A 20,025-nucleotide genomic window follows, 5' to 3' on the forward strand; every position below is an offset into this window, starting at 1 on the left:
TCGTGCGAAACGGCCTACTCCCGGGAGGTGAAGGTGGAGAGGAACTCGTGCGGTGCCGGGCTGCCGGTGTTGTCGAAGCAGATGGTGTCGACCTCGGCGGCCGGGGCGGCGCTCAGCTTCCAGGGCTGGGTCAGGTGGCAGTAGTTGGAGCCGGAGCCGTACGCGGTGACCTGAGCGTGCGTCTCCTTCTCCGTCAGGAACGGGTACGTGACCAGGTAGCGGCCGGCCGGGGCGAGCGGCACGGACGAGTTGAACCCGAACCCGCCGGCCGGATAGTTCCAGTTGGTCTGACCGGCGCCCGCCGAGAAGAAGTAGCCGGTGTACTTCGGCGGCCCGAACGAGCCGTAGACGGACCGCTCACGGTGGTACGACAGGGTGAACTCGCTGTCCACCGGCGCTCCGCCCTGGTCGAAGCAGGTGACGTAGGCGACGATGTCGAGCCCGCTGGCGCCCCAGCGCGCGACCTTGCAGCGGCGCGGTCCGGCGTTCGGCTGCACCGCCGTCACCTGGAGGTTGCCGGCGAGCGTGCCCGCCACCCCGACCCCGCCGAGCCGGACCTGGTAGACCCCGACCCCGCCCGGCACGACGCTCACCCCGCCACCGGCCGAGTTGTACGCCTGCACGATCGCAGCCGGTCCCCACTGGAGCCAGGCGTGACTGCCTTCGACCGTCGGCACCAGCCCGGAGCTGTACGTCCAGAGCACCGTGAACCGGGTGTCGTCCCGCTCCCCGCCCGGCTTGTGGCACTGCACGTCGATGATCTCGTCCGCCCCCGACTGTCCCCAGCGGACGATTTCGCAGTAGTGCCCGGTCCGGTTCACCGGCGTGACGTGCACGTTGCCGCGTGATCCGGTGCCGATCTGCGGAAACTTGATGAGATAGCGGCCGGGAGCCTGCCGCATTCCCTCGGCGAACAGGCCGGGGAAGGCCGTCTTCCAGCTACCCCACTGCCGGGTCGGGTCGAGCGCCGTCCAGACGGCCGGCAGGCTCGGGCTGTCGACGTACGCGAAGCCGAACCGGTCGGCGGCGGCGGCCTGGCTCGGCGCGGGCGGGCCGAGGACGGTGGCCGCCAACGCGGCGACCAGGGCAGTGGCGAGGATGCGGGGACGGATTCGCATCGGGCCTCCAATCGGGGTGGTTCGATGTCTGCCCCGGAGTCTGCGGTTCCGGCCGCCCCGGCCGCTGTCGGCTCTCCGGCAGTCGTGGCACGGCAGCGCCAAAACCCATCTGCGGGCGTAGCCGGAATATGCAGTGGTATCCGGACCGTGGTTGGAGGGCGCCGATGCGTACCGGTTGCGGCCGTCATCTCCGCATCGGCGCCACCCGGGCCGGGGTGGTTGTCAGGTCAACGGTGGAACCCGGATCCAGCCGAGGAATCGGGTACTCAGGGCGCGTGCCTCCGGGGTGGTGCTCGGGTTGAGCGCGTGCAGGTCCCGGAACGCCGTCGCCAGCGAGCTGCCGAGATGGACGGTCAGCGCGGTCGGCTGGCCGGCGTACTCCCTGGTCAGTGCGAGCGCGCGGACCCGCACGGCCACGGTTGCCCGTCGGTGCGGCACAGCCAGAGCGGCCGCAGCGGCGTGTGCGGACCCGGTGGTGGCGCGGCGTCCGTCATCGGTCGCTCAGCTCGGCCCGCCGCCCGCGCCGCCGCCAGCCCGGCGGGTGCCCGTCCTCGGCGTCGATCAGGATCGGCGCGTTCGTGCCGAACCGGCTGTTGAGGTTGCGGGGGAGGGGCCGGGGCGGAGGTCCGCCGACCGGCGCGAGCTGCGGGGGAGCGTCGGGCCTGCGCAGAACCAGGTGTACGAGCACTGCTCGGCCCCGCCACGTCGGCCGATCACTCGCCGCAGGCTTCGTAACGTGTTGCCGAGGAGTTCCCGGTCCGCGTCGGCGAGGGCCGGGGTGCGGTCACGGCTTGCCACGAGTTGCTGGGCCTGCTCGACTCGATCCGTGAAGTGCGGCATGGGGACATCGAGATTGCGCATGCCGGCATGCAGCCGCCCGAGTGCGTCGGCGTAGTCGGCTGGTGAGACCTCTCGGGACGTCGCAGGTTTGTAGTAGGTCCACAGCGTGACCACGAATCCCGCACGCTCGTAGACACGTGGCTCCACTCGAGGCTCAAGAGCAGCTACCGGGCTCCCGGATTCGGCGAGCCGTTGTGCAAGCTCAATCTCGGTGTGCGCGACCTGATCCGCCGCAGGTGCCACCCGGGCCACGACGTCGCATGGCAGCAGACGCAGAGTCAGCTTGTTCGAGTCCTGAAGAACGACAGCGTCGTCAACCGTCAGGTCAACTGATGCTGCGATCGACATGGCCGCGGCCACCGTACGCTGAAACTCCGACGCCTGCATCGTCGCCGGCTCTCTCCCTTGCGCGCTGCCGTCCTTTCCCAGGGGGACCCTACACAGGTTGCCGGTAGAGGGCCGCGATGGCGCGACGGGCGGGGCGCAACTGAGCGGCCAACGACCCGCATCGGCGGTCAAGCGACGTGCCCGAATGCCTTTCGGGCTGGCGATCTCGTGACGTCGGGTCGTGTCCGAGGTGGTGTTGGGTTGGGGTACCTGCCGGGCGGACTGTCGAGCTGCCCCGCTTGCGCGCCCACTGTCCCGGGCTGTGGGTCACTCGTGGCCGGAATCGCCAGCCTCCGGGCCCCGATCTCCGGCCGGTCCGTCTACCCAGAACCGCATCGCCATGCGCCGTCTCGGCAACCCAGCTCTGGCGTGCCCCGTCTGTGCACCCAGCTCGACAGTCCGCGCACCAACTACTCGCCGGTCGGCCGTACGGTCGCTCGTCCTGGTCAGCCGGGCCGTCCGCCCAGCGGTACCGGTGCTATGTCACACAGCCTGGAACGGTGATTCGCACTCAAAGCGTCGCCGACGGGTGCCCGGCCAGGACGGGGTCACTCGCCCGTGACCGGGCCCCGGTCCATCTCTTCGAGTCGGATGCCGCCGGAGCGGGTCGCGTTCCGGTGCCGGAACATCTCCTCCATGACGGCGAGCCCGGCCACGAGCAGGAGCAGGAGCCCGAGTGCGGCCAGCGCCGGCAGCAATGCCACCAGCGGCAACAGGCTGAAGCAGGCGGCGGCCACGCCGAGCCGCCGCCAGGCGACCTTCCGGTGGATGCGCCAGTGGGTGTAGGTGAAGGTGCCCAGGAAGAGGGCGCAGCCGCCGACGAGCCGGGTCATCTGGGCGCCGGTCAGCAACTCGACCGGCGCCATCACCACGTCTGCCAGACCGTCGGCGATAACGATGATCGCAAGGCTGAACAGCAGGTGGCCGTAGACCAGGATCGCCCGCCGCAACGCTGCCTGCTCCCGGTCCTCCGCCCGCTCCAGCGCCCACCGGAATGTGTGCACGCCGTAGCCGAAGTACGTCCACCAGAGCGCGGCGACCAGGGCGTACCCGGTGGCCATCGTCAGCACCCGGACGGCCGTCAGCGGTTCTTCGACGGACGCCGCGCCGATCTGGATCACGGACTCGCCGAGCACCAGAATGATCAACAGTCCGTAGCGGTGCGCGTAGTGCCGTGGCTGCACGCGGATCGTCCGGACGGTCCTGTCGGCAAGCCAGGGGCTCAACACGTCGAGGACGGCGGCGACCGCCCAGAGCGCGATCCGGACCGTGCCCTGCGACAGGGCGCCGGCCAGCAGCAGCGGACCGGTCAGCACGACCACCCCGTGCGGGCTGAAGACGAAAGCCCGCCAGCGGGGCAGGGTACGCAGCGTGACGAGGCCCAACAGGATCCGGGAGGCGAGGGCGGTGCTGGCGAAGAGCAGACCACGTTCGCCGTACGCGTCGGGAATGGTCATCGCCAGCAGCACGCTGCCGAAACCGAGCGTGAGGATCACGAGCCGGCCGGACGCCATGCTGACGTTCCGCTGGTCGGTGTAGAGGCCGGCGCCGCCCCAAATCCAGTAGACCGTGACGAAGAGGATCAGGGCCTTGCCGACGCCCGCCCAACTCTGGTCGCGGTGCAGCACGTGGGAGAACTGGGTCAGCGCGAACACGAAGGCCAGATCGAAGAAGAGTTCCTCCCAGGTCACCACCTTGTCGTTCGACTGCTGGGGCGGCACCGCCACACCATACCGAGGCGGTGGCCAGCGGAAAGTCACTTCGGCTGCGCGATCTTCGGCCCGGGACGGATGCCGGCCGAGCCGCTGGTCGCCGGTACCGCCCCGGCGCGGGACCAGCATGGACATGGTGGCCAGGGTGCTACACGGGTCGATCCCGACCGGCGCGGGCGACCCGGCGAGCGGCCCGGCTACGACCGGCTGGCGGTGAACAGCAGCGGGGTGCCGACCCCCTGGCCGGCGGCCAGGTCGGCGAGGAAACCGCCCAGCCAGCCGAGCGCGTCGAGCGACCACTCGGCGAGCGTCCCGTGCAGAGTCGCCCGGTGCCGGGACGGACCGGTCCAGAAACCGTCGTGCAACGGTGGCGCCATCGGCGGCGCGTCCTGATCAGTCAGGGAGTACGACGCGCACGCGAACACCTGCTGGTCCAGCCGGTCGATCCGCTCCCGGATCAGCGGTGCCGCCGAGGCGACGGTCTGCGCCTGGCCGCCGTCCAGGGTGACCCGGACCGGCGTACCTGACCCCGGGTCACCTGCGCCGAACCAGCCGGCGGTGCGCAGCGACGGCATCCCGGCGTACTCCGGAGGCGCCGACCCGGGGTCGAGGCCCTGCACCGGCAGCAACACCTGCACCGCCCGCAGGTCCAGGGTGCCGATCCGGGCCGTCACGTCACCGGCGCAGCGCAGGAACGGCTGCACCGGCAGCGGGCGGTCGGCGGGCAGCGGCTCCACCCCCACCTGGAACCAGGCGACCAGGGAGGTGTCGGGGACGGCGAGTGGATGGTCCTGCCCGGCGTCGTTCATGCCCCACAGGCCCGGTGCCCCGGTCTTCCGCTCCTCGATGCCCGCGTCGGTGATCCGGACGACCCCGCCGACGTCGTCCAGCCACCCCATCGCGAGCGACCGTTCGTGGAACAGCGCGTACGCGTCCGCGGCACTGTGCGGGTCCCGCCACGGGTGCGGCGTCAGGCCGCCGTAGAGCGCGGCGAACATGGTGCCGACGGGCGAGCGGGCACCGGGTGCCAGGCCGGGGCGGGCCTGCGCGCTGTCGCCGGTCACGTCCGCTCCGCGGCCTGGTCGGGCGGCGCGGTCTCCGCCGGCTGGTCGGGCGGGGTCGTCGGGCGCCAGCCGAGGGCCGGGCCGAGCCGGGTCGCCATGTCGGTGAGGATCTGCACGTAGTCGTCGTGCCCGAAGGTGAACGGCAGGGCGAAGGCGACCTCGTCGACCTCCCGGAACGCGGGGTGCGCGTGTAGCCGCTCGGCGATCTCCGTCGAACTGCCGACGAGGTCGGGCGCGAACATCATCCGGGCCGGACCCTGCGGCGTGGCGGTGCGGGGCGTGCGCTTCTCGGCGTACTCCCGGTATTTCGTGCGTTGCTCCGGCGAGGCGCTGTCGGTCGGGATCACGACCAGCCCCTGGGAGACCCGGGCCCGGTCGCCGTCCGGGTGGTGGGCCCGGAAGGTACGGATGTGCGAGAGCTGGATCTCGGCGAAGTCCTCGGACTCCTCCGCCTTGACCACGCTGCTGGTCAGGAAGTTCATCCCGTGCTCGCCGGCCCACCGTGCGGAGCGCAGGCTCCCGCCGCCGTACCAGATGCGCCGGCCCAGCCCCTCAGCGTGTGGCTGGACCCGGTCGGAGTAGACCTCGAAGCCCTCGACGCCGCTGAAGTCGGTGACCGGTTCGCCCCGGACGGCGTCGAGCAGCCGGCGTACCCGCTGGTAGCTGAAGTCCTCGACATCGGCGGTCTCCGGATAGAGCGCCTGCCTGACCCGGTCGTAGTGCATCGGCGGACCGAAGCTGACGCCCGGGTTGAGGCGGCCACCGGAGAGGATGTCGACCGTTGCCAGATCCTCGGCCAGGCGCAGCGGATTCTCCCAGCCGAGCGGGATGACAGCGGTGCCCAGCTCGATCCGGCTGGTCCGCTGCGAGGCCGCCGCCAGGACGCCGACCGGGGAGGAGATTCCGTACTGGAGGTGGCGGTGCCGGACCCAGGCGCTGTCGAAACCCAGCCGCTCGCCGAGCGAGATGATCTCCAGGGTCGTCTCGTGGCCCCGGCGCGGGTCGGCGGCGTCGAACAGCCCGATGGTGAGGAACCCCAGCTTGCGCAGGGGCTTCGAGGTCGGCGGCAAAGGTCCTCCTGTCCCGCGCGGGCGATCCGGAGCGTCGGCGTGCCGGCCGGAACGGCCTAACCCGGTTGCCCCGGCCCCGCCCATCGGCGATGCTGCCGCAAGTCTGCCCCTTGATCAGGAGAGCTGTCTTGCCCGTTCCGAAGATGCACGAGGATGAGATCGACATCTCGGCGGAGCTGGTCGCCCGGCTGGTCGCCGGGCAGTTCCCCGAGTGGGCGGACCAACCGGTGCGTCCGGTGGCCGGCTCCGGCACCGTGAACGCGCTGTTCCGGCTGGGCCCGGAACTGGTGGTGCGGCTGTGCCGGGTGCCGGGGGCGGCGGGCGAGGAAGCCGAGGAGCACCGCTGGTTACGGCGGCTGGCGCCGTACCTGCCGGTCGCCGTACCGGCTCCGGTGGCGGTGGGGCAGCCCGCCGAGGGGTACCCCTTCACCTGGTCGGTGCTGCGCTGGCTTCCCGGCGCCAACCCGGTCCCCGGCCAGCTCGCCGCGGCGGACGACCTCACCGCCGACCTGGCTGGATTCGTCCGCGCCCTCCGGTCCGTCGCGCTGCCGGGCGGTCCGGCGGCCTACCGGGGCGGGCCGTTGGCGGACCTGGACGTGCACACCCGGAACGCCATCGCCGAGTTGCGCGGGACCGTCGACACCGACGCGGCCACCGCCGCCTGGGACGACGCCCTGCGCGCCCTGCCGTGGGCGGGCCCGCCCGCCTGGGTGCACGCCGACCTGATGCCCGGCAACCTGCTCACCGTGAACGGGCGGCTCAGCGCGGTCATCGACTTCGCCACCGTGGGTGTCGGCGACCCGGCCTGCGACCTGATCGTCGCCTGGAACCTGCTGCCGGCCGGCGCCCGGGGCACGTTCCGGGCAGCGGTCGACGCCGACGACGCCACCTGGCGGCGGGCCCGGGGCCGGGCACTGTCGATCGCGCTCGTCGCGCTGCCCTATTACCAGGACCGGGCACCCGGGTACGCGGCCGAGGCCCGGCACACGATCGACGAGGTCATCGCCGATTTCGACACCTTGGGATAGCTGCCCGGGCGCGGCATAGTGAACCGATGGCCGTCTATCTCACGACCCCGCGTCTGGTGCTCCGGGAGTTCACCGGGGCGGACGTCGACAATCTCGTCGCGCTCGACGCCGACCCCGAGGTCATGTACTTCATCAACGGCGGTCGGCCGACGCCCCGGGAGTACGTCGAGCAGGTGGTGCTGCCACGATGGCTGCGTTACTACCGTGGGTCGCCGGGGCTCGGGTTCTGGGCCGTCGAGGAGCGGGCGTCCGGGGAGTTCCTCGGGTGGTTCCACCTCCGGCCGGGTGAGGGGCATCCGGCGGACGAGCCGGAGTTGGGCTATCGGCTCCGCCGTTCCGCCTGGGGCAGGGGATTCGCCACGGAGGGCAGCCGGGCGTTGATCGACAAGGCCTTCGCCGAGCAGGGCGTACGGCGGGTGCTGGCCGAGACCATGGTCGTGAACACCGCGTCGCGGCGGGTGATGGAGAAGTCCGGCCTGCGGCTGGTCCGGGTGTTCCACGCGGACTGGCCGGACCGGATCCCCGGTGACGAGCACGGCGACGTCGAGTACGCGCTGGACCGGGCGGACTGGCAGCGGCAGCGGGCGGCAGGTCCGGACGGTACCCGTTAGCGGGCGCCCCGGTCCCCACCCCTGCCGGCAGGGTCGGCGCCGTTGCGGTCCGGCGGATGCCCGGACGCGCGTCGGGGTGTGGTCGGGTCAGGCGAAGTATCAGGATTCTCCCTGGCATCATGCGTCCGTTGTGAGAGGGTTTGCGCGGTGGGGCTCGCTGGTTGGTCGCGATCGCCCCACGTCAGCATTCGACGTCGACGGGGGCCGACAGATGAGGTGGCTGGTCGGAGGGGCGGCAATGGTCGCCGGAGGGTTGGTCGTCCGGCGGTTGCTCGGCGGGTCGGCGCACGGCGACGGACAGTGGCCGCAGCGCCTCGTCGGCCGCCGCAGACCGCGCTGGCACGTCGCCACCGTGAACCGCCCGGCAGACAAGATCGGGGTGGACGGCCAACTGCCGGAGCCGTTGACCGGCCTCGGCGACGCGGTCGAGATCCAGGTCCGGCCGGCGGCCGGCAACCGGGGTACCGAGATCGCGGTACGGCTCAGGGACGGCGCCCGGCTCCCCGCCGCCAGGGCGGTCCGGCGAGTGATGGGCCGGGATCCCGAGCAGGCGATCCGGGCCGCGCTGCGGGAGGCGAAGCAGCTCATCGAGACCAGCGAGGTGCTGCACCCGGACTATCCGCCGACCACCGAGTCGACCCCGTTGAACAGGCCACTCCAGCTAACTACCCGGCACGGGCGCAGGGAGGGCCGGCTGTGAAGGCGCTGGTGTGGGAAGGGGCCAACGAACTTGCCGTACGCCAGGTGCCGGATCCACAGCTCCGCAACGACCAGGACGCCATCGTACGGGTGCGCCAGACCGTGACCTGCGGGTCCGACCTGCACCTGCTCGGCGGGTACGTGCCGTTCATGGAGCGCGGCGACGTGATCGGGCACGAGTTCCTCGGCGAGATCGTCGAGGTCGGTTCGCAGGTGCGCAAGCACCGGGTCGGAGACCGGGTGGTGGTCTGCTCGTTCGTCTCCTGCGGCAAGTGCTGGTACTGCCAGCAGAAGCAGTACTCGCTCTGCGACAACGGGAACACCAACCCGGTGATCACCGAGAACGTCTGGGGGTTCGCGCCCGGCGGCTGCTACGGGTACTCGCACGCGCTCGGCGGCTTCGCCGGCAGCCACGCGGAGTACATCCGGGTGCCCTACGCCGACCAGGGCGCCTTCACCGTACCGGAGGGGGTGAGCGACGAGCGGGCCGTCTTCGCCTCCGACTCCGCGCCGACCGGCTGGATGGGCGCCGACCTCGGTGGTGTGCGGCCGGGCGACGTGGTGGCGATCTGGGGCGCCGGGGCGGTCGGGCAGATGGCGGCCCGCGCCTCTGTCCTGCTCGGTGCCGACCGGGTGATCATGATCGACCGGCTCGATGACCGGCTGGAGATGGCGCAGCGGCACCTCGGGGTGGAGACGCTGAACTACGAGCGGCAGGACATCGGCGGCGAGCTGCTGGAACGCAGCGGCGGCCGGGGCCCCGACGTCTGCATCGAGGCGGTCGGGATGGAGTCGCACAGCGGCGGCCCGCAGCTCTGGTACGACCAGGTGAAGCAACAGTTGCGGATCGAGACCGACCGGCCGGTGGCGGCCCGGGAGGCGATCTACCACTGCCGCAAGGGCGGCAGCGTGTTCGTGCTCGGCGTCTTCGCCGGCATGGTGGACAAGTTCCCGCTCGGCGCGCTGATGAACAAGGGGCTGACCCTGCGCGGCGCCCAGCAGCACGGGCAGCGGTACATCCCCATGTTGCTGGAGCGGATGGCCCGGGGCGAGCTGGTCACCGAGCACCTCGCGACGCACACCATGCCGTTGGACGAGGCGCCGCGCGGCTACGACATGTTCAAGCAGAAGCTCGACGGTTGTGTGCGGGCCGTCTTCGTACCCGCCGGCTGAGCTGCCGGGGCGGCCCGCCGGCAACTCCGTCCGCCGGGCCCGGCGCCGGTGCCACCCCCCGTCACCCTGCCAGTCCGTTCGTCGATGGGATGAGCCGCGATGCGGAAACGGGTAACCACCGAACCCGGACACGACCCTGGGCGGCTGATCCTGGCCCCCGCACGCTCGGGCGGATATCCCGGGCCGGTCCGGGAGGCGGTCAAGGGCAGCCAACTCCTCCGCCTGCTGGCCACCACCGACGCCAAACAGATCGGGCTGCTCTATCTGACGACGTCGTTCGGCTTCTTCCTGGCGGCGGGGATCGAGGCGTTGCTGATGCGGGCCGAGCTGGCGCGCCCGGGAATGCAGTTCCTCTCGCCGGAGCAGTACAACCAGCTCTTCACCTCGCACGGCACCATCATGATGCTGCTCTTCGCCACCCCGCTGGCGTTCGCGTTCGGCAACTTCCTGGTGCCGTTGCAGATCGGCGCCCCGGACGTGTCGTTCCCCCGGCTCAACGCGCTGGCGTACTGGCTGTACCTGTTCGGTGGCCTGATGGTGCTCGGCGCCTTCCTCGTCCCCAACGGGGGGCCCGACTTCGGCTGGACGGCGTATCCGACGCTGAGCCGCTACGAACACAGCCCGGGGATCGGCGGTAACCTCTGGGTGGTCGGTCTGGTGATCTCCGGACTGGGCACCATCCTCGGCTCGGTCAACCTGATCACCACCACCCTGACCCTGCGGGCACCGGGCATGACGATGTTCCGGATGCCGCTGTTCACCTGGTCCATGCTGATCACCGCGCTGATGGCGGTGGTCGTCTTTCCGCTGCTGGCGGCGACGCTGCTGGCCCTGCTCGCCGACCGGGTGGTCGGTGCGCACGTCTACGCCGCCGAACACGGCGGGCCGATCCTCTACCAGCACCTGTTCTGGTATTTCGGCCATCCCGAGGTCTACATCGTGGCGCTGCCGTTCTTCGGCATCATCAGCGAGATCATCCCGGTCTTCAGCCGCAAGCCGCTGTTCGGCTACAAGACCATGGTCCTCGCCATCATCGTCATCTTCCTCTACTCGATGACGGTCTGGGCGCACCACATGTTCGCCACCGGTCAGGTGCTGCTGCCGTTCTTCTCCGCGTTCACGTTCATCATCGCCGTACCGACCGGAATCAAGTTCTTCAACTGGATCGGCACGATGTGGAAGGGGCAGTTGACCTTCGAGACGCCGATGCTCTTCTCGGTCGGGTTCCTGGTCACCTTCCTCTTCGGCGGGCTCACCGGGGTGCTGCTGGCCAGCCCGCCGGTGGACTTCCACACCACGGACACCTACTTCGTCGTCGGCCACTTCCACTACGTGCTCTTCGGCACCATCGTCTTCGCCGCGTTCGCCGGGGTCTACTTCTGGTTCCCCAAGATGACCGGCCGGCTCCTCGACGAACGGCTGGGCCGGGTCCACTTCTGGATGATGTTCCTGGGCTTCCACGGCACCTTCCTGGTGCACCACTGGCTCGGCAACGAGGGGATGCCGCGCCGGTACGCCGACTACCTGCCCACCGACGGCTTCACGATCCTGCACACCTTCTCCACCATCAGCAGCTTCGTGCTCGGCGCCTCCACCCTCTTCTTCATCTACAACGTCTGGAAGTCGTGGCGGTTCGGCCGGGTGGTCGACGTCGACGACCCCTGGGGATTCGGCAACTCGCTGGAATGGGCCACCACCTGCCCGCCGCCGCTGCGCAACTTCGACCGGATGCCGCTGATCCGGTCCGAGCGGCCCGCCTTCGACGCGAAGTACGGCCCGCTCGTCGCCGACCTCGGCCGGGACCTGCCGCAACGGGCCGCCGAACCACCGCAACGGATCCGCGACGAACTGCACCGTGGCCGTACGACGCCGGAGCCACCGATGGCGGAGGGCGCCCAGGGGGCGCGGGATGCGGTCGCGCACTATCCACCGGAGCAGTCCGGCGCCCGGCCGGTGCAGGTACCCGAGCCGGACGAGGTCCGCCGGCCGAGCTTCGAGCAGACCGACGAGGCGACCGACAACCCGTTCGACGCCGAACGCACCGGACCGAGTTCGAAACGGTGGCGGGACCCCCCGAGCGGCAGAGAGGAGGAGGAAGCGGACTAGCCCGGTGGACCAGCAGGTCAGGCGCGCGGCGGAGCAGAGACGGTGACCCGCGGTGGGGGTGTCGGCGTGCGGATAGTCCATCGAGGGGCGACACTCTGCCCATGACGGTGATCCCGCCCGCGACACGCGTCCGGCACTGACGGGGGAGCGGTCGTGGCCACCGACCTCACCCGCCGGGAGTTCCTCGGCCGCACCGCAGGGGCCGCCGTCGCTGCCACCGGACTGGCGGCCGTCCGTACCGTCGAGGAGCGGCACCGGGTGATCGTGGTCGGCAGCGGGTACGGCGGGGCGATCGCCGCGTACCGGCTGGCCGAGGCCGGCGTACGCAGTGTGGTGCTGGAACGCGGCCGGCGCTGGCCGGTGACCCCGGCCGGGGACACCTTCCCGCCGTTCCTGCGCCCGGATCGCCGGTCGTCGTGGTTCACCCCCACCCCGGTCTATCCCGGCATGCCGCCGGCGGTCTACCGGCCGTACGCCGGACTCTTCGAAAAGATCGTCGGACAGGGCACGAGCGTGGTCACCGGTGCCGCCGTGGGCGGCCTCTCGCTGGTCGACGGGGTGCTGCTGCAACCGGCCGGGGCGGTCTTCGACCGGGTGATGCCGGCCGAACTCGACTACCAGGAGATGGCCGACCGCTACTACCCCCGGGTCCGGGCCCGGATCGGGGTCGGCACCATCCCCGACGACGTCCTGGCGCACCCGCGCTACGCCGGCACCCGGCTCTTCCTCGACCAGGCACGCCGGGCCGGCCTGCCGGCGGGGCGGATCGACGAGGCGTGCGACTGGTCCGTGGTCCGGGCCGAGCTGGCCGGGGACGCGGTGCCGTCGGCGTCGATCGGCGAGTACCTGACCGGGATCAACAGTGGGGCGCGTACCTCGGTGGACCGCAACTATCTGGCCTGGGCCGAGGCGAGCGGGCTGGCCGAGGTCCGGCCGCTGCACGTGGTGACCGACATCGCGACCGACGCGCAGGGCCGGTACGTCGTCCGGGCCCGGCACATCGACGCCGACGGCAACCTGCGGGAACGGGTGACGTTGACCGGTGACGCCCTGGTGCTGGCCGCCGGGTCGATGGGTACCTCCCGGATGCTGGTCCGGGCCCGGGAGACCGGGGCGCTGCCGCGACTGACCGAGGAGGTCGGCCGGCACTGGGGCAACAACGGGTCCCGGATCCACCTGCGGGCGTTGGTGCCCGAGCCGACCGGGGCGTACCAGGGCGGCCCGACAAGTGTGGCGATCATGCGCTGGGACGACCCGGAGAACGCGGTCACCATCGAGTTCGGTCCGGCGCCGTTTCCGGTGGAGACCCACGCGATGCCGGTGCCGGGCTTCGGGATCTGCGAGCCGGTCGGCCGCTTCGAGTACCTGCCGCTCACCGACGACGTCCGGCTGATCTGGCCGCCGGACGGGGACCGGGCGGCCCAGCAGGCGATCCTGGCCGCACTGCGACAGTTGGTCACCGGGTCGGGCGAGTCGTCCGGCCCGGCACCGCCGCCGACCGGGATCGGCGTACTGGACGGGCTGCTGTCGCTGGCCGCCGCCGCGCCGTACGGGCTGCTGGACATGAACGGGCTGGAGGCGTACACCTTCCATCCGCTCGGCGGCGCGGTGCTCGGCCGGGCCTGCGACGGCTTCGGCCGGGTCGCCAACTATCCCGGGCTGTACGTCGTCGACGCCTCGTTGATCCCCGGTTCCACCGCGGCCTGTAACCCGGCGCTGACCGTCGCCGCGTTGGCCGAGCGCTGCCTCGACGACATCGTGGCCCGGGACGTGGGTGTCGTCTTCTGACAGCTCGGCTCGGGCGATTGTGTCGTACCCGGGCGGCAGAATGCGGGCCGACGACCCCAGGAAGTGAGTGACTGATGATCGGAAAGCTGGAGATGGTGGTGCTCGACGCGCCCGACATCCAGGGTCTCGCCGCGTTCTACCGAGGGCTGGCCGGGTGGGTGCAGTCGGACGTGGACGACGAATGGATCACGCTGAACACGCCTGACGGCTGGCAGGTCGGCCTGCAACTGGCGCCGGACCACCAGCCGCCGCGCTGGCCCGGCCAGGACCGACCCCAGCAGGCTCATCTCGACCTGCGGGTCCCCGACCTCGACGCCGGACTCGACCGGGCCGTCGGCCTCGGCGGGACCCTGCTGAACCGGAACGAGACGTGGTACACGATGGCCGACCCTGCCGGGCACCCCTTCGACCTCTGCCTTAAGGCGGACAACCCGGACACCACCCTGATGGGCGTGATGCTGGACTGCCCCGACGCCAAGGTGCTCAGCGCCTTCTACGCCGAGCTGCTCGGCAAGCCGGTCAGCTTCGAGGCCGACGGCATGGCGATGATCGGCAACGACGGTGAGCAGCCGGTGCTCTTCCAGCAGGTCGCCGACTACACCGCACCCCGCTGGCCGGACCCGGCCCATCCGCAGCAGGTGCACCTGGACGTGCTCGTCGAGGACTTCGACGTCGCGGAGCCGGCGGTGCTCGCGCTGGGCGCGACGCGGCAGCCGGGCGGTGGGCGCACCTTCCGGGTCTACACCGACCCGGCCGACAAGCCGTTCTGCCTGACCCGTCCCGGGCAGCCGTAGCCGCCCAGCGGCCGTTACGCCCAGCGGGGCAACCCGGCCCGCGTCCCCGGGTCGGCGGGTTCGCCGAACCGCAGGTGGTTGCCGAACGGGTCGGCGACGGTGAGCACCCTGCCGTCCCACTGGGCCCGCTCGACCCGGGGCGTCCAGACCGCCGGCCCCCACACCGGCACCTCGGTACGCCGCTGGTTCAACCGTTCGCGCAGCTCGTCGACGCCGTCGATCCAGAGGAACACCGTCGCACCCTGCCCGGCGTCGTACGCCGCCTCGGCCAGGTGCAGAGTGGTGCCGTGCCGGGACACCTGGCCGTAGTAGGCGGTGCCGGGGCCGGCGTTCGGTCCGCCGAAGTCGACGGTGAAGCCGAGGAAGTCCACATAGAACTGGAGTGCCGGGTCGACGGCGAAGATCCGTAGTACCGGGATCGTGCTGTTGCCGGCGCCCCACGGGAACGCGGATTCCGGCTCGTCACCGGCCGGTGCGGCGGCGGCCGGTTGCCGGGCGGCCAGGACGTTCCAGCTGTCGACGCCGTGCTGCCGGGCGACGATCTCCAGGCACTCGCTGTGCGTCACCGCCAGGTCGAACCGGCCGCGCAACTCGCCCCGCAGCGCCCTGGCCATCGCCTTCGGGCCGGGAGTCGCGGACGCCGGACCGGTAGTCGCGGGCGTCGTGCCGGGTTCGGTTGCCGCGTTCGTCGGGTCGGGGATCGACGTGGTCATCGAAGCTCCATACCGGCGGCCGTCGTCTCAGCGCTTGCGTTACTGACCGGGCCGCCTTCAAGAGTCTCCGGTGCGACAGTCAGGAATCGAGCGATGCGTTCACCAAACCCGGGGGCGCAAGCGGCCGGCCGCATCGGAGCCGGTCACAGCATAGCGGCCCGAGTATCCCGCCACCGCCCCGCGCGCCGGCCTCCCGGGCGGCGGCCATCCCGCCCGGGAAGACCGATCTCCGCACGCCCGTCCCGCCCGGGCACCAACTGCTCCGGACGGGACGGGACGGGCGACGGCGGCCGGTCGCCGGGTGGGCCGATCCGGCGCTCAGCTACCGGGGCGGGGGAACGCCACCGGGCTGCGGTGCCCGGCGGTGTCGACGGCGCGTACGCCGAAGAAGACGTTGTCCTTCGACAGGTCGATGGTCGTCGTGGTGACGTCGCCGACCGGGATCACGTGGGTCCACTCCGGTGCGGTGGTCTCCCGCCAGACGACCTCGTAACCGGCCAGGTCCGGTTCGGTGCCCCGGGTCCAGCGCAGTTCGGTGTCGTTGGTCAGGTTCGAGGTGACGATGGTGGCGCCCTTCGGCGTGCCGGGGGCCTGGGCCAGGGACCAGAGCGCCGCCGCGTTCACCTTGGCCACCCGGGTGATGTACTCGAAGTCGCAGAACTCCGGCAGGTCGCCGTACTGCTTGCCGTCGACCACCCGGACGTCCTGGTGCTGGTGCGCGAAGTCCTCGTTCGGCTCGGTGAACCGGCCTGCCGGGTACCCCTGCTCCAGGAACGAGATGTGGTCGCTGCCGCGCAGGTAGCGGTCCCGGCGGTAGATCACCCGGATCCGCATCCCGGTGCTGTCGTTGTCCGCCACGTCGCTGACGTACCGGGCGAGTTGCCGGCTCGGCGAGTCGTTCTCGCCGCCGACCGAGCGCCGGGTGTTGCCCTCGGCCGGCGTCTCGGCCGTCGGCACGCCCTCGGCGAAGAGCCGGAGCGTACGCCGGTCCCGGGTGCCGTCGTCCGCCGTCGAACTGCCGACGATGTCGTCGCTGAACATGCCCTGCACGTCGGCGCCGGCCGCCTTGTACTGCCGGGCCATGTATCCCGAACCGTAGAGGCCCTGCTCCTCGCCGGCCACCGCGGCGAAGACGATGGTGGCCCCGCTGCGTCGGGTCGCCATGATCCGGGCGAGTTCCATCGCCACCGCCACCCCGGAGGCGTCGTCGTCGGCGCCCGGCGAGTCGCTGGTGGCGTCCATGACGTCGGTGCACCGGGAGTCGTAGTGCCCGGTCACCACGTAGATCCGCTCCGGCGAGGTCTCGCCGCGCAGCGTGGCGACCACGTTGGTGATCCGGGTCGGCACCGGGATACGGGAGGCCGGCTCCTGGATGTACGACTGGAGTTCCACCGTCATCCGTCCGCCGGAGCGGGCGGCGTAACCCCGCATCTGCTCGTAGATCCAGTCCCGGGCGGCGCCGATGCCCCGGGCCGGGTCGTCCTGGCTGGAGAGGGTGTGCCGGGTGCCGAACTCGGCGAGCCGGCGGACGATGGCCTCGATCCGGCGCTGATCGATCTCGCGGAGCAGCTCCCGCAGTTCCCGGTCGGGCGACTGGGGCCGGATCGGCCGACCGGGTCCGGACGGGCCGCCGCCGGTGCTGGCGGAGGCGGCCGGGACGGCGGTGAGCGGAGCGGCGACCGTGGCGGCGGCCGCGGTGACGGTGGCGGCGGACAGGAACGTACGGCGGGTCGGCTTTGTGGGCCCGTCGCCTCGGGAGTCCTGGGATGTCATGCCAGGCATCGTCATCAATGCGAGCTGTGGCTGTCAACGGGCATGATCGTCTTTCTCGCCCGGTCCGCCGTCGTCCCGACCCCGTCCGGGCCGGCCGACCCGTCCGCCGGATACGCCCAGCGGTGGGTTTGCCCGGCGGATGGCCGGGAAGGGGCCTCCCATGACCAAACCGCGCGTTGTGATCGTCGGGGCCGGGTTCGCCGGCTACCACGCGGCCAAGAGCCTGTCCCGGATCGCCAACGGCCGGGCCGAGATCATGCTGCTGAACCCGACCGACTTCTTCCTGTACCTTCCGTTGCTGCCCGAGGTGGCGGCCGGGATCCTGGAGCCGAGCCGGGTCTCGGTCTCCCTCGCCGGCACCCTCAACGGAGTCCGGGTGGTGATCGGCGAGGCGAACCACATCGACCTGGCCGCGAAACGGGTCGACTACACCGGCGCCGAGAACGACCCCGGGCAGCTCGACTACGACCGGCTGATCATCTCGGTCGGCAGCGTCAACAAGCTGCTGCCGATCCCCGGGGTCACCGAGCACGCGCACGGCTTCCGAGGGCTGCCCGAGGCGCTCTACCTGCACGACCACGTGGTCAGCCAGGTTGAACTGGCCGAGGCGACCGACGACGAGGCGGAGCGGGACGCGCGTACCACCTTCGTGGTCGTCGGCGCCGGCTACACCGGTACCGAGGTGGCCGCGCACGGGCAGCTCTTCACCGACGCGCTGGCCGCCCAGCACCCCCGGCTCGGCGTACGGCCGCGCTGGATGCTGCTCGACCTCGCCGAGCGGGTACTGCCGGAACTCGACCAGCGGATGTCGCAGACCGCCCGCCGGGTGCTCGACGCCCGGGGCGTGGACGTGCGGATGGGCACCACGGTCAAGGAGGCGACGGCCGACGGCGTGCGGCTCAGCGACGGTGAGTACGTGCCGACCCGCTCGCTGATCTGGTGCGTCGGGGTCCGCCCCGACCCGCTCGTGGCCGACCTGGGACTGCCCACCGAGAAGGGGCGGCTGGTGGTCGACGAGTTCCTCAACGTGCCCGGCTTCCCCGACGTATACGCCTGCGGGGACGCCGCCGCCGTACCCGACCTGACCCGGCCGGGCGAGTCGACGGCGATGACCGCCCAGCACGCCCAGCGGCAGGGGAAACTGGCGGCGCACAACGTCGCCGCCTCGTACGGGCAGGGCAAGCGGCGGCCGTACCGGCACCACGACCTCGGCTTCGTGGTGGATCTCGGCGGCACCGACGCGGCCGCGAACCCGGTGCACGTGCCGCTGTCCGGGCTGCCGGCCAAGGCGGTCACCCGCGGCTACCACCTGATCGCGATGCCGGCCAACCGGGCCCGGGTCAGTGCCGACTGGCTGCTGGACGCGGCGTTCACCCGGCAGGCGATCCAGCTCGGCCTGGTGCCGGCGAACGCCGTACCCCTGGAGAGCGCCTCTCCCGAGCTGCCGGCCCGCTGGTAGCGGCGGGCCGGCGGGTGCGGTGGGCCGTCACGGGCCGAAGCGGGGTCCGCTCGCCCGTTCCGGCGGCGGTGCGGCCATCCCGGCGCCGACCTCGTCGATCGCGTCGTCGATCTGGTGCGCCAGCGCCACGTCCGGCGCGGTCACCGCGTCCAGTGAACGCGTCCGGACGGTGAGCACCGCCGTCCCCGGCGACTCGCGGCCGACCGTCGGCCCCCGACCGGTCTCCGGCCGCAGCCGGGCCAGCCGGCCCAGCACCCGGTCCAGGTTCTCCGGCGGCAGCTCGATGGTCCGGGTCAGCCTGCGGCGGTCCCCCGACCAGTAGGGGAGGGTCGCCAACGCGTCCCGCAGTTCGTCGTCGGTCAGCGCGGCGGTGGCGCCGGCCGGGTCGACCAACCCGCCGCCGGCCGGTGGCGGGCCGAGCAGGTCCCGCAGCTCCGGCGGCAGGTTCAGCGAGTCGATCAGCCCGCCGTCCTGTGCGGCGAGCGCGCTCAGCGTCGCCTGTGCCTGATACCGGGCCTGTTCCGGGCTGCGATGGGTCAGCCGGGCCACCTCGTCGAGGAAGCCGGCCAGGTCGCGGCGCCGGTTGCCGGCGGCCAGCGAGCCGTCGTCATGCAACTGGTTCGGTACGGCGGCGAGCAGCCGTTGCCGGTCGGCGTCGTCCAGCGCCCGGGCCAGCGTGACGACCGTGGCCCCGGCGGCGGCCCGGGCCTGTTCGAAGTCGACGCCGGCCCGGCGTCCGATGTCGGAGACGAGTTCCCGATACCCGATCATTGGGACGTCGGTGGTGGTCGTGCCGACCACCACGTCGGGGACCGGGTTGGGCCGCTCGGCCGGTGCCGGCGGCGGGGTGACCGGGCCACCGCGCTCGGCGTTCGGCTTGCGGCTCCCGGCCCGGGCGGGACCGTCCCGGCGGCCCCGGTCGAGGCTGGTGAGCTGCTTGTCCGCGCCGAAGGTCGCGCCGACCTCGCTCGGCCGCCGGCCCCGCTGACGGGCCTGCCGGGCCAGGGTACGGCGCCGCTGGTTGTCGCCCTCCATCTGCTTGCCGCTCATGCCGTCTCCTCGCTGCGCTCGTCGTCGTGAGCCCTCGAGTTCGACCGGCCGATCGCCGATCCGGGCCCACCTCGGCTCGCTCCGCGTTTCGCCACCACCGGGCGGGGTCGGCCGCCGGCCGACCGTACGCCTGCGGCGCGATCAACCGCCTTCCCGACCCCGCACCGGCGAAACGCGCCGGGACCCGGGCCCCGGTGTGCGGGGAGTTGATCCGGCCGGGGTGAGGCCACCTCACCCGGTGGGGGTGAGGCCACCTCACCCGGTCGGGGCCGATGATCGGGTCGGCCCGTGAGACCCACGTGCCCGCCCGAGGAGGGTCACCATGAAGCGGATCGTCGAGATCGTCCCCGCCCGGCCCGGTTGGTACGCCCGCTGGCGGCTCGCCCCGGACACGACCCGTTGCTACCCGGTGTCGCTCTGGGCACTGCTCGAGGAGACCGACGAGGGTGGTCGGGAGGTCATCGGGGTGGACGCCGTCGGTCAGTGGCCCGGCTCCGAGGAGAACGAGACGGGCGGCGAGTTCGTCCGCTACCTGTTTCAGCCGCCGGACAGCGGCGCACCCGAAGATGCCGCCCGCGCCGACGAGTTGGGCGTCGAGCCGGTCCGCCAGCCGGCCCGGCTCAAGGCCGTCTGAGCGACG

Annotated in this window: 18 protein-coding genes; 9 read left to right on the plus strand and 9 right to left on the minus strand. The window is 71.9% G+C overall.

Annotated elements, in window-relative coordinates:
* Positions 1-14: 14 nt before the first annotated feature.
* From R6Y94_RS02175 to R6Y94_RS02200, 6 genes are all read right to left on the minus strand, one after another.
* On the minus strand, positions 15-1,118 hold the full coding sequence (locus tag R6Y94_RS02175; RefSeq protein WP_318394038.1) for a hypothetical protein: 1,104 nt from the start codon (positions 1,116-1,118) through the stop codon (positions 15-17).
* Between the two features lie 222 nt (positions 1,119-1,340).
* Positions 1,341-1,535, minus strand: a complete 195-nt coding sequence (locus R6Y94_RS02180; protein WP_318394039.1) for a hypothetical protein — start codon at positions 1,533-1,535, stop codon at positions 1,341-1,343.
* 144 nt (positions 1,536-1,679) lie between these two features.
* Complete coding sequence (locus R6Y94_RS02185) at positions 1,680-2,345, minus strand: hypothetical protein (protein ID WP_318394040.1); 666 nt, start codon at positions 2,343-2,345, stop codon at positions 1,680-1,682.
* A 548-nt stretch (positions 2,346-2,893) separates the two neighbouring features.
* A complete protein-coding gene (locus R6Y94_RS02190) occupies positions 2,894-4,192 on the minus strand; it encodes a low temperature requirement protein A (protein WP_318394041.1) in 1,299 nt (432 codons plus the stop codon).
* 62 nt (positions 4,193-4,254) lie between these two features.
* Positions 4,255-5,121 carry a hypothetical protein gene (locus tag R6Y94_RS02195; protein WP_318394042.1) on the minus strand — a complete coding sequence of 289 codons (867 nt, stop codon included), beginning with the start codon at positions 5,119-5,121 and terminating at the stop codon, positions 4,255-4,257.
* Positions 5,118-6,191, minus strand: coding sequence for an LLM class flavin-dependent oxidoreductase (locus R6Y94_RS02200; protein WP_318394043.1), 1,074 nt, complete (start codon positions 6,189-6,191; stop codon positions 5,118-5,120). Before R6Y94_RS02200 ends, R6Y94_RS02195 begins: the two co-directional genes overlap by 4 nt.
* Positions 6,192-6,319: 128 nt before the next feature.
* Between R6Y94_RS02200 and R6Y94_RS02205 the strand changes: the two genes are divergently transcribed.
* The 7 genes from R6Y94_RS02205 to R6Y94_RS02235 all read left to right on the plus strand — a co-directional run bounded on the left by R6Y94_RS02205 (position 6,320) and on the right by R6Y94_RS02235 (position 14,390).
* Positions 6,320-7,219, plus strand: coding sequence for an aminoglycoside phosphotransferase family protein (locus tag R6Y94_RS02205; RefSeq protein ID WP_318394044.1), 900 nt, complete (start codon positions 6,320-6,322; stop codon positions 7,217-7,219).
* 26 nt (positions 7,220-7,245) lie between these two features.
* A complete protein-coding gene (locus R6Y94_RS02210; protein ID WP_318394045.1) occupies positions 7,246-7,830 on the plus strand; it encodes a GNAT family N-acetyltransferase in 585 nt (194 codons plus the stop codon).
* A 238-nt stretch (positions 7,831-8,068) separates the two neighbouring features.
* Complete coding sequence (locus R6Y94_RS02215) at positions 8,069-8,530, plus strand: hypothetical protein (RefSeq protein ID WP_318394046.1); 462 nt, start codon at positions 8,069-8,071, stop codon at positions 8,528-8,530.
* On the plus strand, positions 8,527-9,702 hold the full coding sequence (locus R6Y94_RS02220; protein ID WP_318394047.1) for a zinc-dependent alcohol dehydrogenase: 1,176 nt from the start codon (positions 8,527-8,529) through the stop codon (positions 9,700-9,702). Before R6Y94_RS02215 ends, R6Y94_RS02220 begins: the two co-directional genes overlap by 4 nt.
* Positions 9,703-9,801: 99 nt before the next feature.
* The gene (ctaD, locus tag R6Y94_RS02225; protein ID WP_318394048.1) at positions 9,802-11,808 is read left to right on the plus strand and encodes a cytochrome c oxidase subunit I; all 2,007 of its coding nucleotides are present in this window, start codon (positions 9,802-9,804) and stop codon (positions 11,806-11,808) included.
* A 153-nt stretch (positions 11,809-11,961) separates the two neighbouring features.
* Positions 11,962-13,596, plus strand: a complete 1,635-nt coding sequence (locus tag R6Y94_RS02230; RefSeq protein WP_318394049.1) for a GMC oxidoreductase — start codon at positions 11,962-11,964, stop codon at positions 13,594-13,596.
* Positions 13,597-13,670: 74 nt separating this feature from the next.
* Positions 13,671-14,390: a VOC family protein gene (locus R6Y94_RS02235; protein WP_318394050.1), complete on the plus strand. Its 720-nt coding sequence runs from the start codon at positions 13,671-13,673 to the stop codon at positions 14,388-14,390.
* A 14-nt stretch (positions 14,391-14,404) separates the two neighbouring features.
* Here R6Y94_RS02235 and R6Y94_RS02240 read toward each other — a convergent pair whose 3' ends face one another.
* On the minus strand, positions 14,405-15,103 hold the full coding sequence (locus R6Y94_RS02240; protein WP_318394051.1) for a glyoxalase superfamily protein: 699 nt from the start codon (positions 15,101-15,103) through the stop codon (positions 14,405-14,407).
* A 318-nt stretch (positions 15,104-15,421) separates the two neighbouring features.
* Positions 15,422-16,876 (minus strand): M20/M25/M40 family metallo-hydrolase, encoded by a 1,455-nt coding sequence (locus R6Y94_RS02245; RefSeq protein ID WP_318394052.1) that lies wholly within the window; start codon positions 16,874-16,876, stop codon positions 15,422-15,424.
* A gap of 160 nt (positions 16,877-17,036) precedes the next feature.
* On the opposite strand from R6Y94_RS02245, the gene R6Y94_RS02250 reads away from it, so the two are divergent.
* A complete protein-coding gene (locus R6Y94_RS02250; protein ID WP_318394053.1) occupies positions 17,037-18,335 on the plus strand; it encodes an NAD(P)/FAD-dependent oxidoreductase in 1,299 nt (432 codons plus the stop codon).
* Positions 18,336-18,362: 27 nt separating this feature from the next.
* Here R6Y94_RS02250 and R6Y94_RS02255 read toward each other — a convergent pair whose 3' ends face one another.
* Complete coding sequence (locus tag R6Y94_RS02255) at positions 18,363-19,385, minus strand: DUF2267 domain-containing protein (RefSeq protein WP_318394054.1); 1,023 nt, start codon at positions 19,383-19,385, stop codon at positions 18,363-18,365.
* Positions 19,386-19,707: 322 nt separating this feature from the next.
* On the opposite strand from R6Y94_RS02255, the gene R6Y94_RS02260 reads away from it, so the two are divergent.
* Positions 19,708-20,019: a hypothetical protein gene (locus R6Y94_RS02260; protein WP_318394055.1), complete on the plus strand. Its 312-nt coding sequence runs from the start codon at positions 19,708-19,710 to the stop codon at positions 20,017-20,019.
* Positions 20,020-20,025 lie beyond the last annotated feature (6 nt).

Origin of the sequence: Plantactinospora sp. KLBMP9567, assembly GCF_033446045.1 — a bacterium.
In the GTDB taxonomy this organism is placed as follows: domain Bacteria; phylum Actinomycetota; class Actinomycetes; order Mycobacteriales; family Micromonosporaceae; genus Plantactinospora.

Coding starts and splice junctions, on each gene's coding strand:
- R6Y94_RS02175 (WP_318394038.1), bottom strand. CDS start 1,118: ATGCGAATCCGTCCCCGCATCCTCGCCACTGCCCTGGTCGCCGCGTTG.
- R6Y94_RS02185 (WP_318394040.1), bottom strand. CDS start 2,345: ATGCAGGCGTCGGAGTTTCAGCGTACGGTGGCCGCGGCCATGTCGATC.
- R6Y94_RS02190 (WP_318394041.1), bottom strand. CDS start 4,192: ATGTCCATGCTGGTCCCGCGCCGGGGCGGTACCGGCGACCAGCGGCTC.
- R6Y94_RS02210 (WP_318394045.1), top strand. CDS start 7,246: ATGGCCGTCTATCTCACGACCCCGCGTCTGGTGCTCCGGGAGTTCACC.
- R6Y94_RS02215 (WP_318394046.1), top strand. CDS start 8,069: ATGGTCGCCGGAGGGTTGGTCGTCCGGCGGTTGCTCGGCGGGTCGGCG.
- ctaD (WP_318394048.1), top strand. CDS start 9,802: ATGCGGAAACGGGTAACCACCGAACCCGGACACGACCCTGGGCGGCTG.
- R6Y94_RS02235 (WP_318394050.1), top strand. CDS start 13,671: ATGATCGGAAAGCTGGAGATGGTGGTGCTCGACGCGCCCGACATCCAG.
- R6Y94_RS02240 (WP_318394051.1), bottom strand. CDS start 15,103: ATGACCACGTCGATCCCCGACCCGACGAACGCGGCAACCGAACCCGGC.
- R6Y94_RS02245 (WP_318394052.1), bottom strand. CDS start 16,876: ATGACATCCCAGGACTCCCGAGGCGACGGGCCCACAAAGCCGACCCGC.
- R6Y94_RS02250 (WP_318394053.1), top strand. CDS start 17,037: ATGACCAAACCGCGCGTTGTGATCGTCGGGGCCGGGTTCGCCGGCTAC.
- R6Y94_RS02255 (WP_318394054.1), bottom strand. CDS start 19,385: ATGAGCGGCAAGCAGATGGAGGGCGACAACCAGCGGCGCCGTACCCTG.
- R6Y94_RS02260 (WP_318394055.1), top strand. CDS start 19,708: ATGAAGCGGATCGTCGAGATCGTCCCCGCCCGGCCCGGTTGGTACGCC.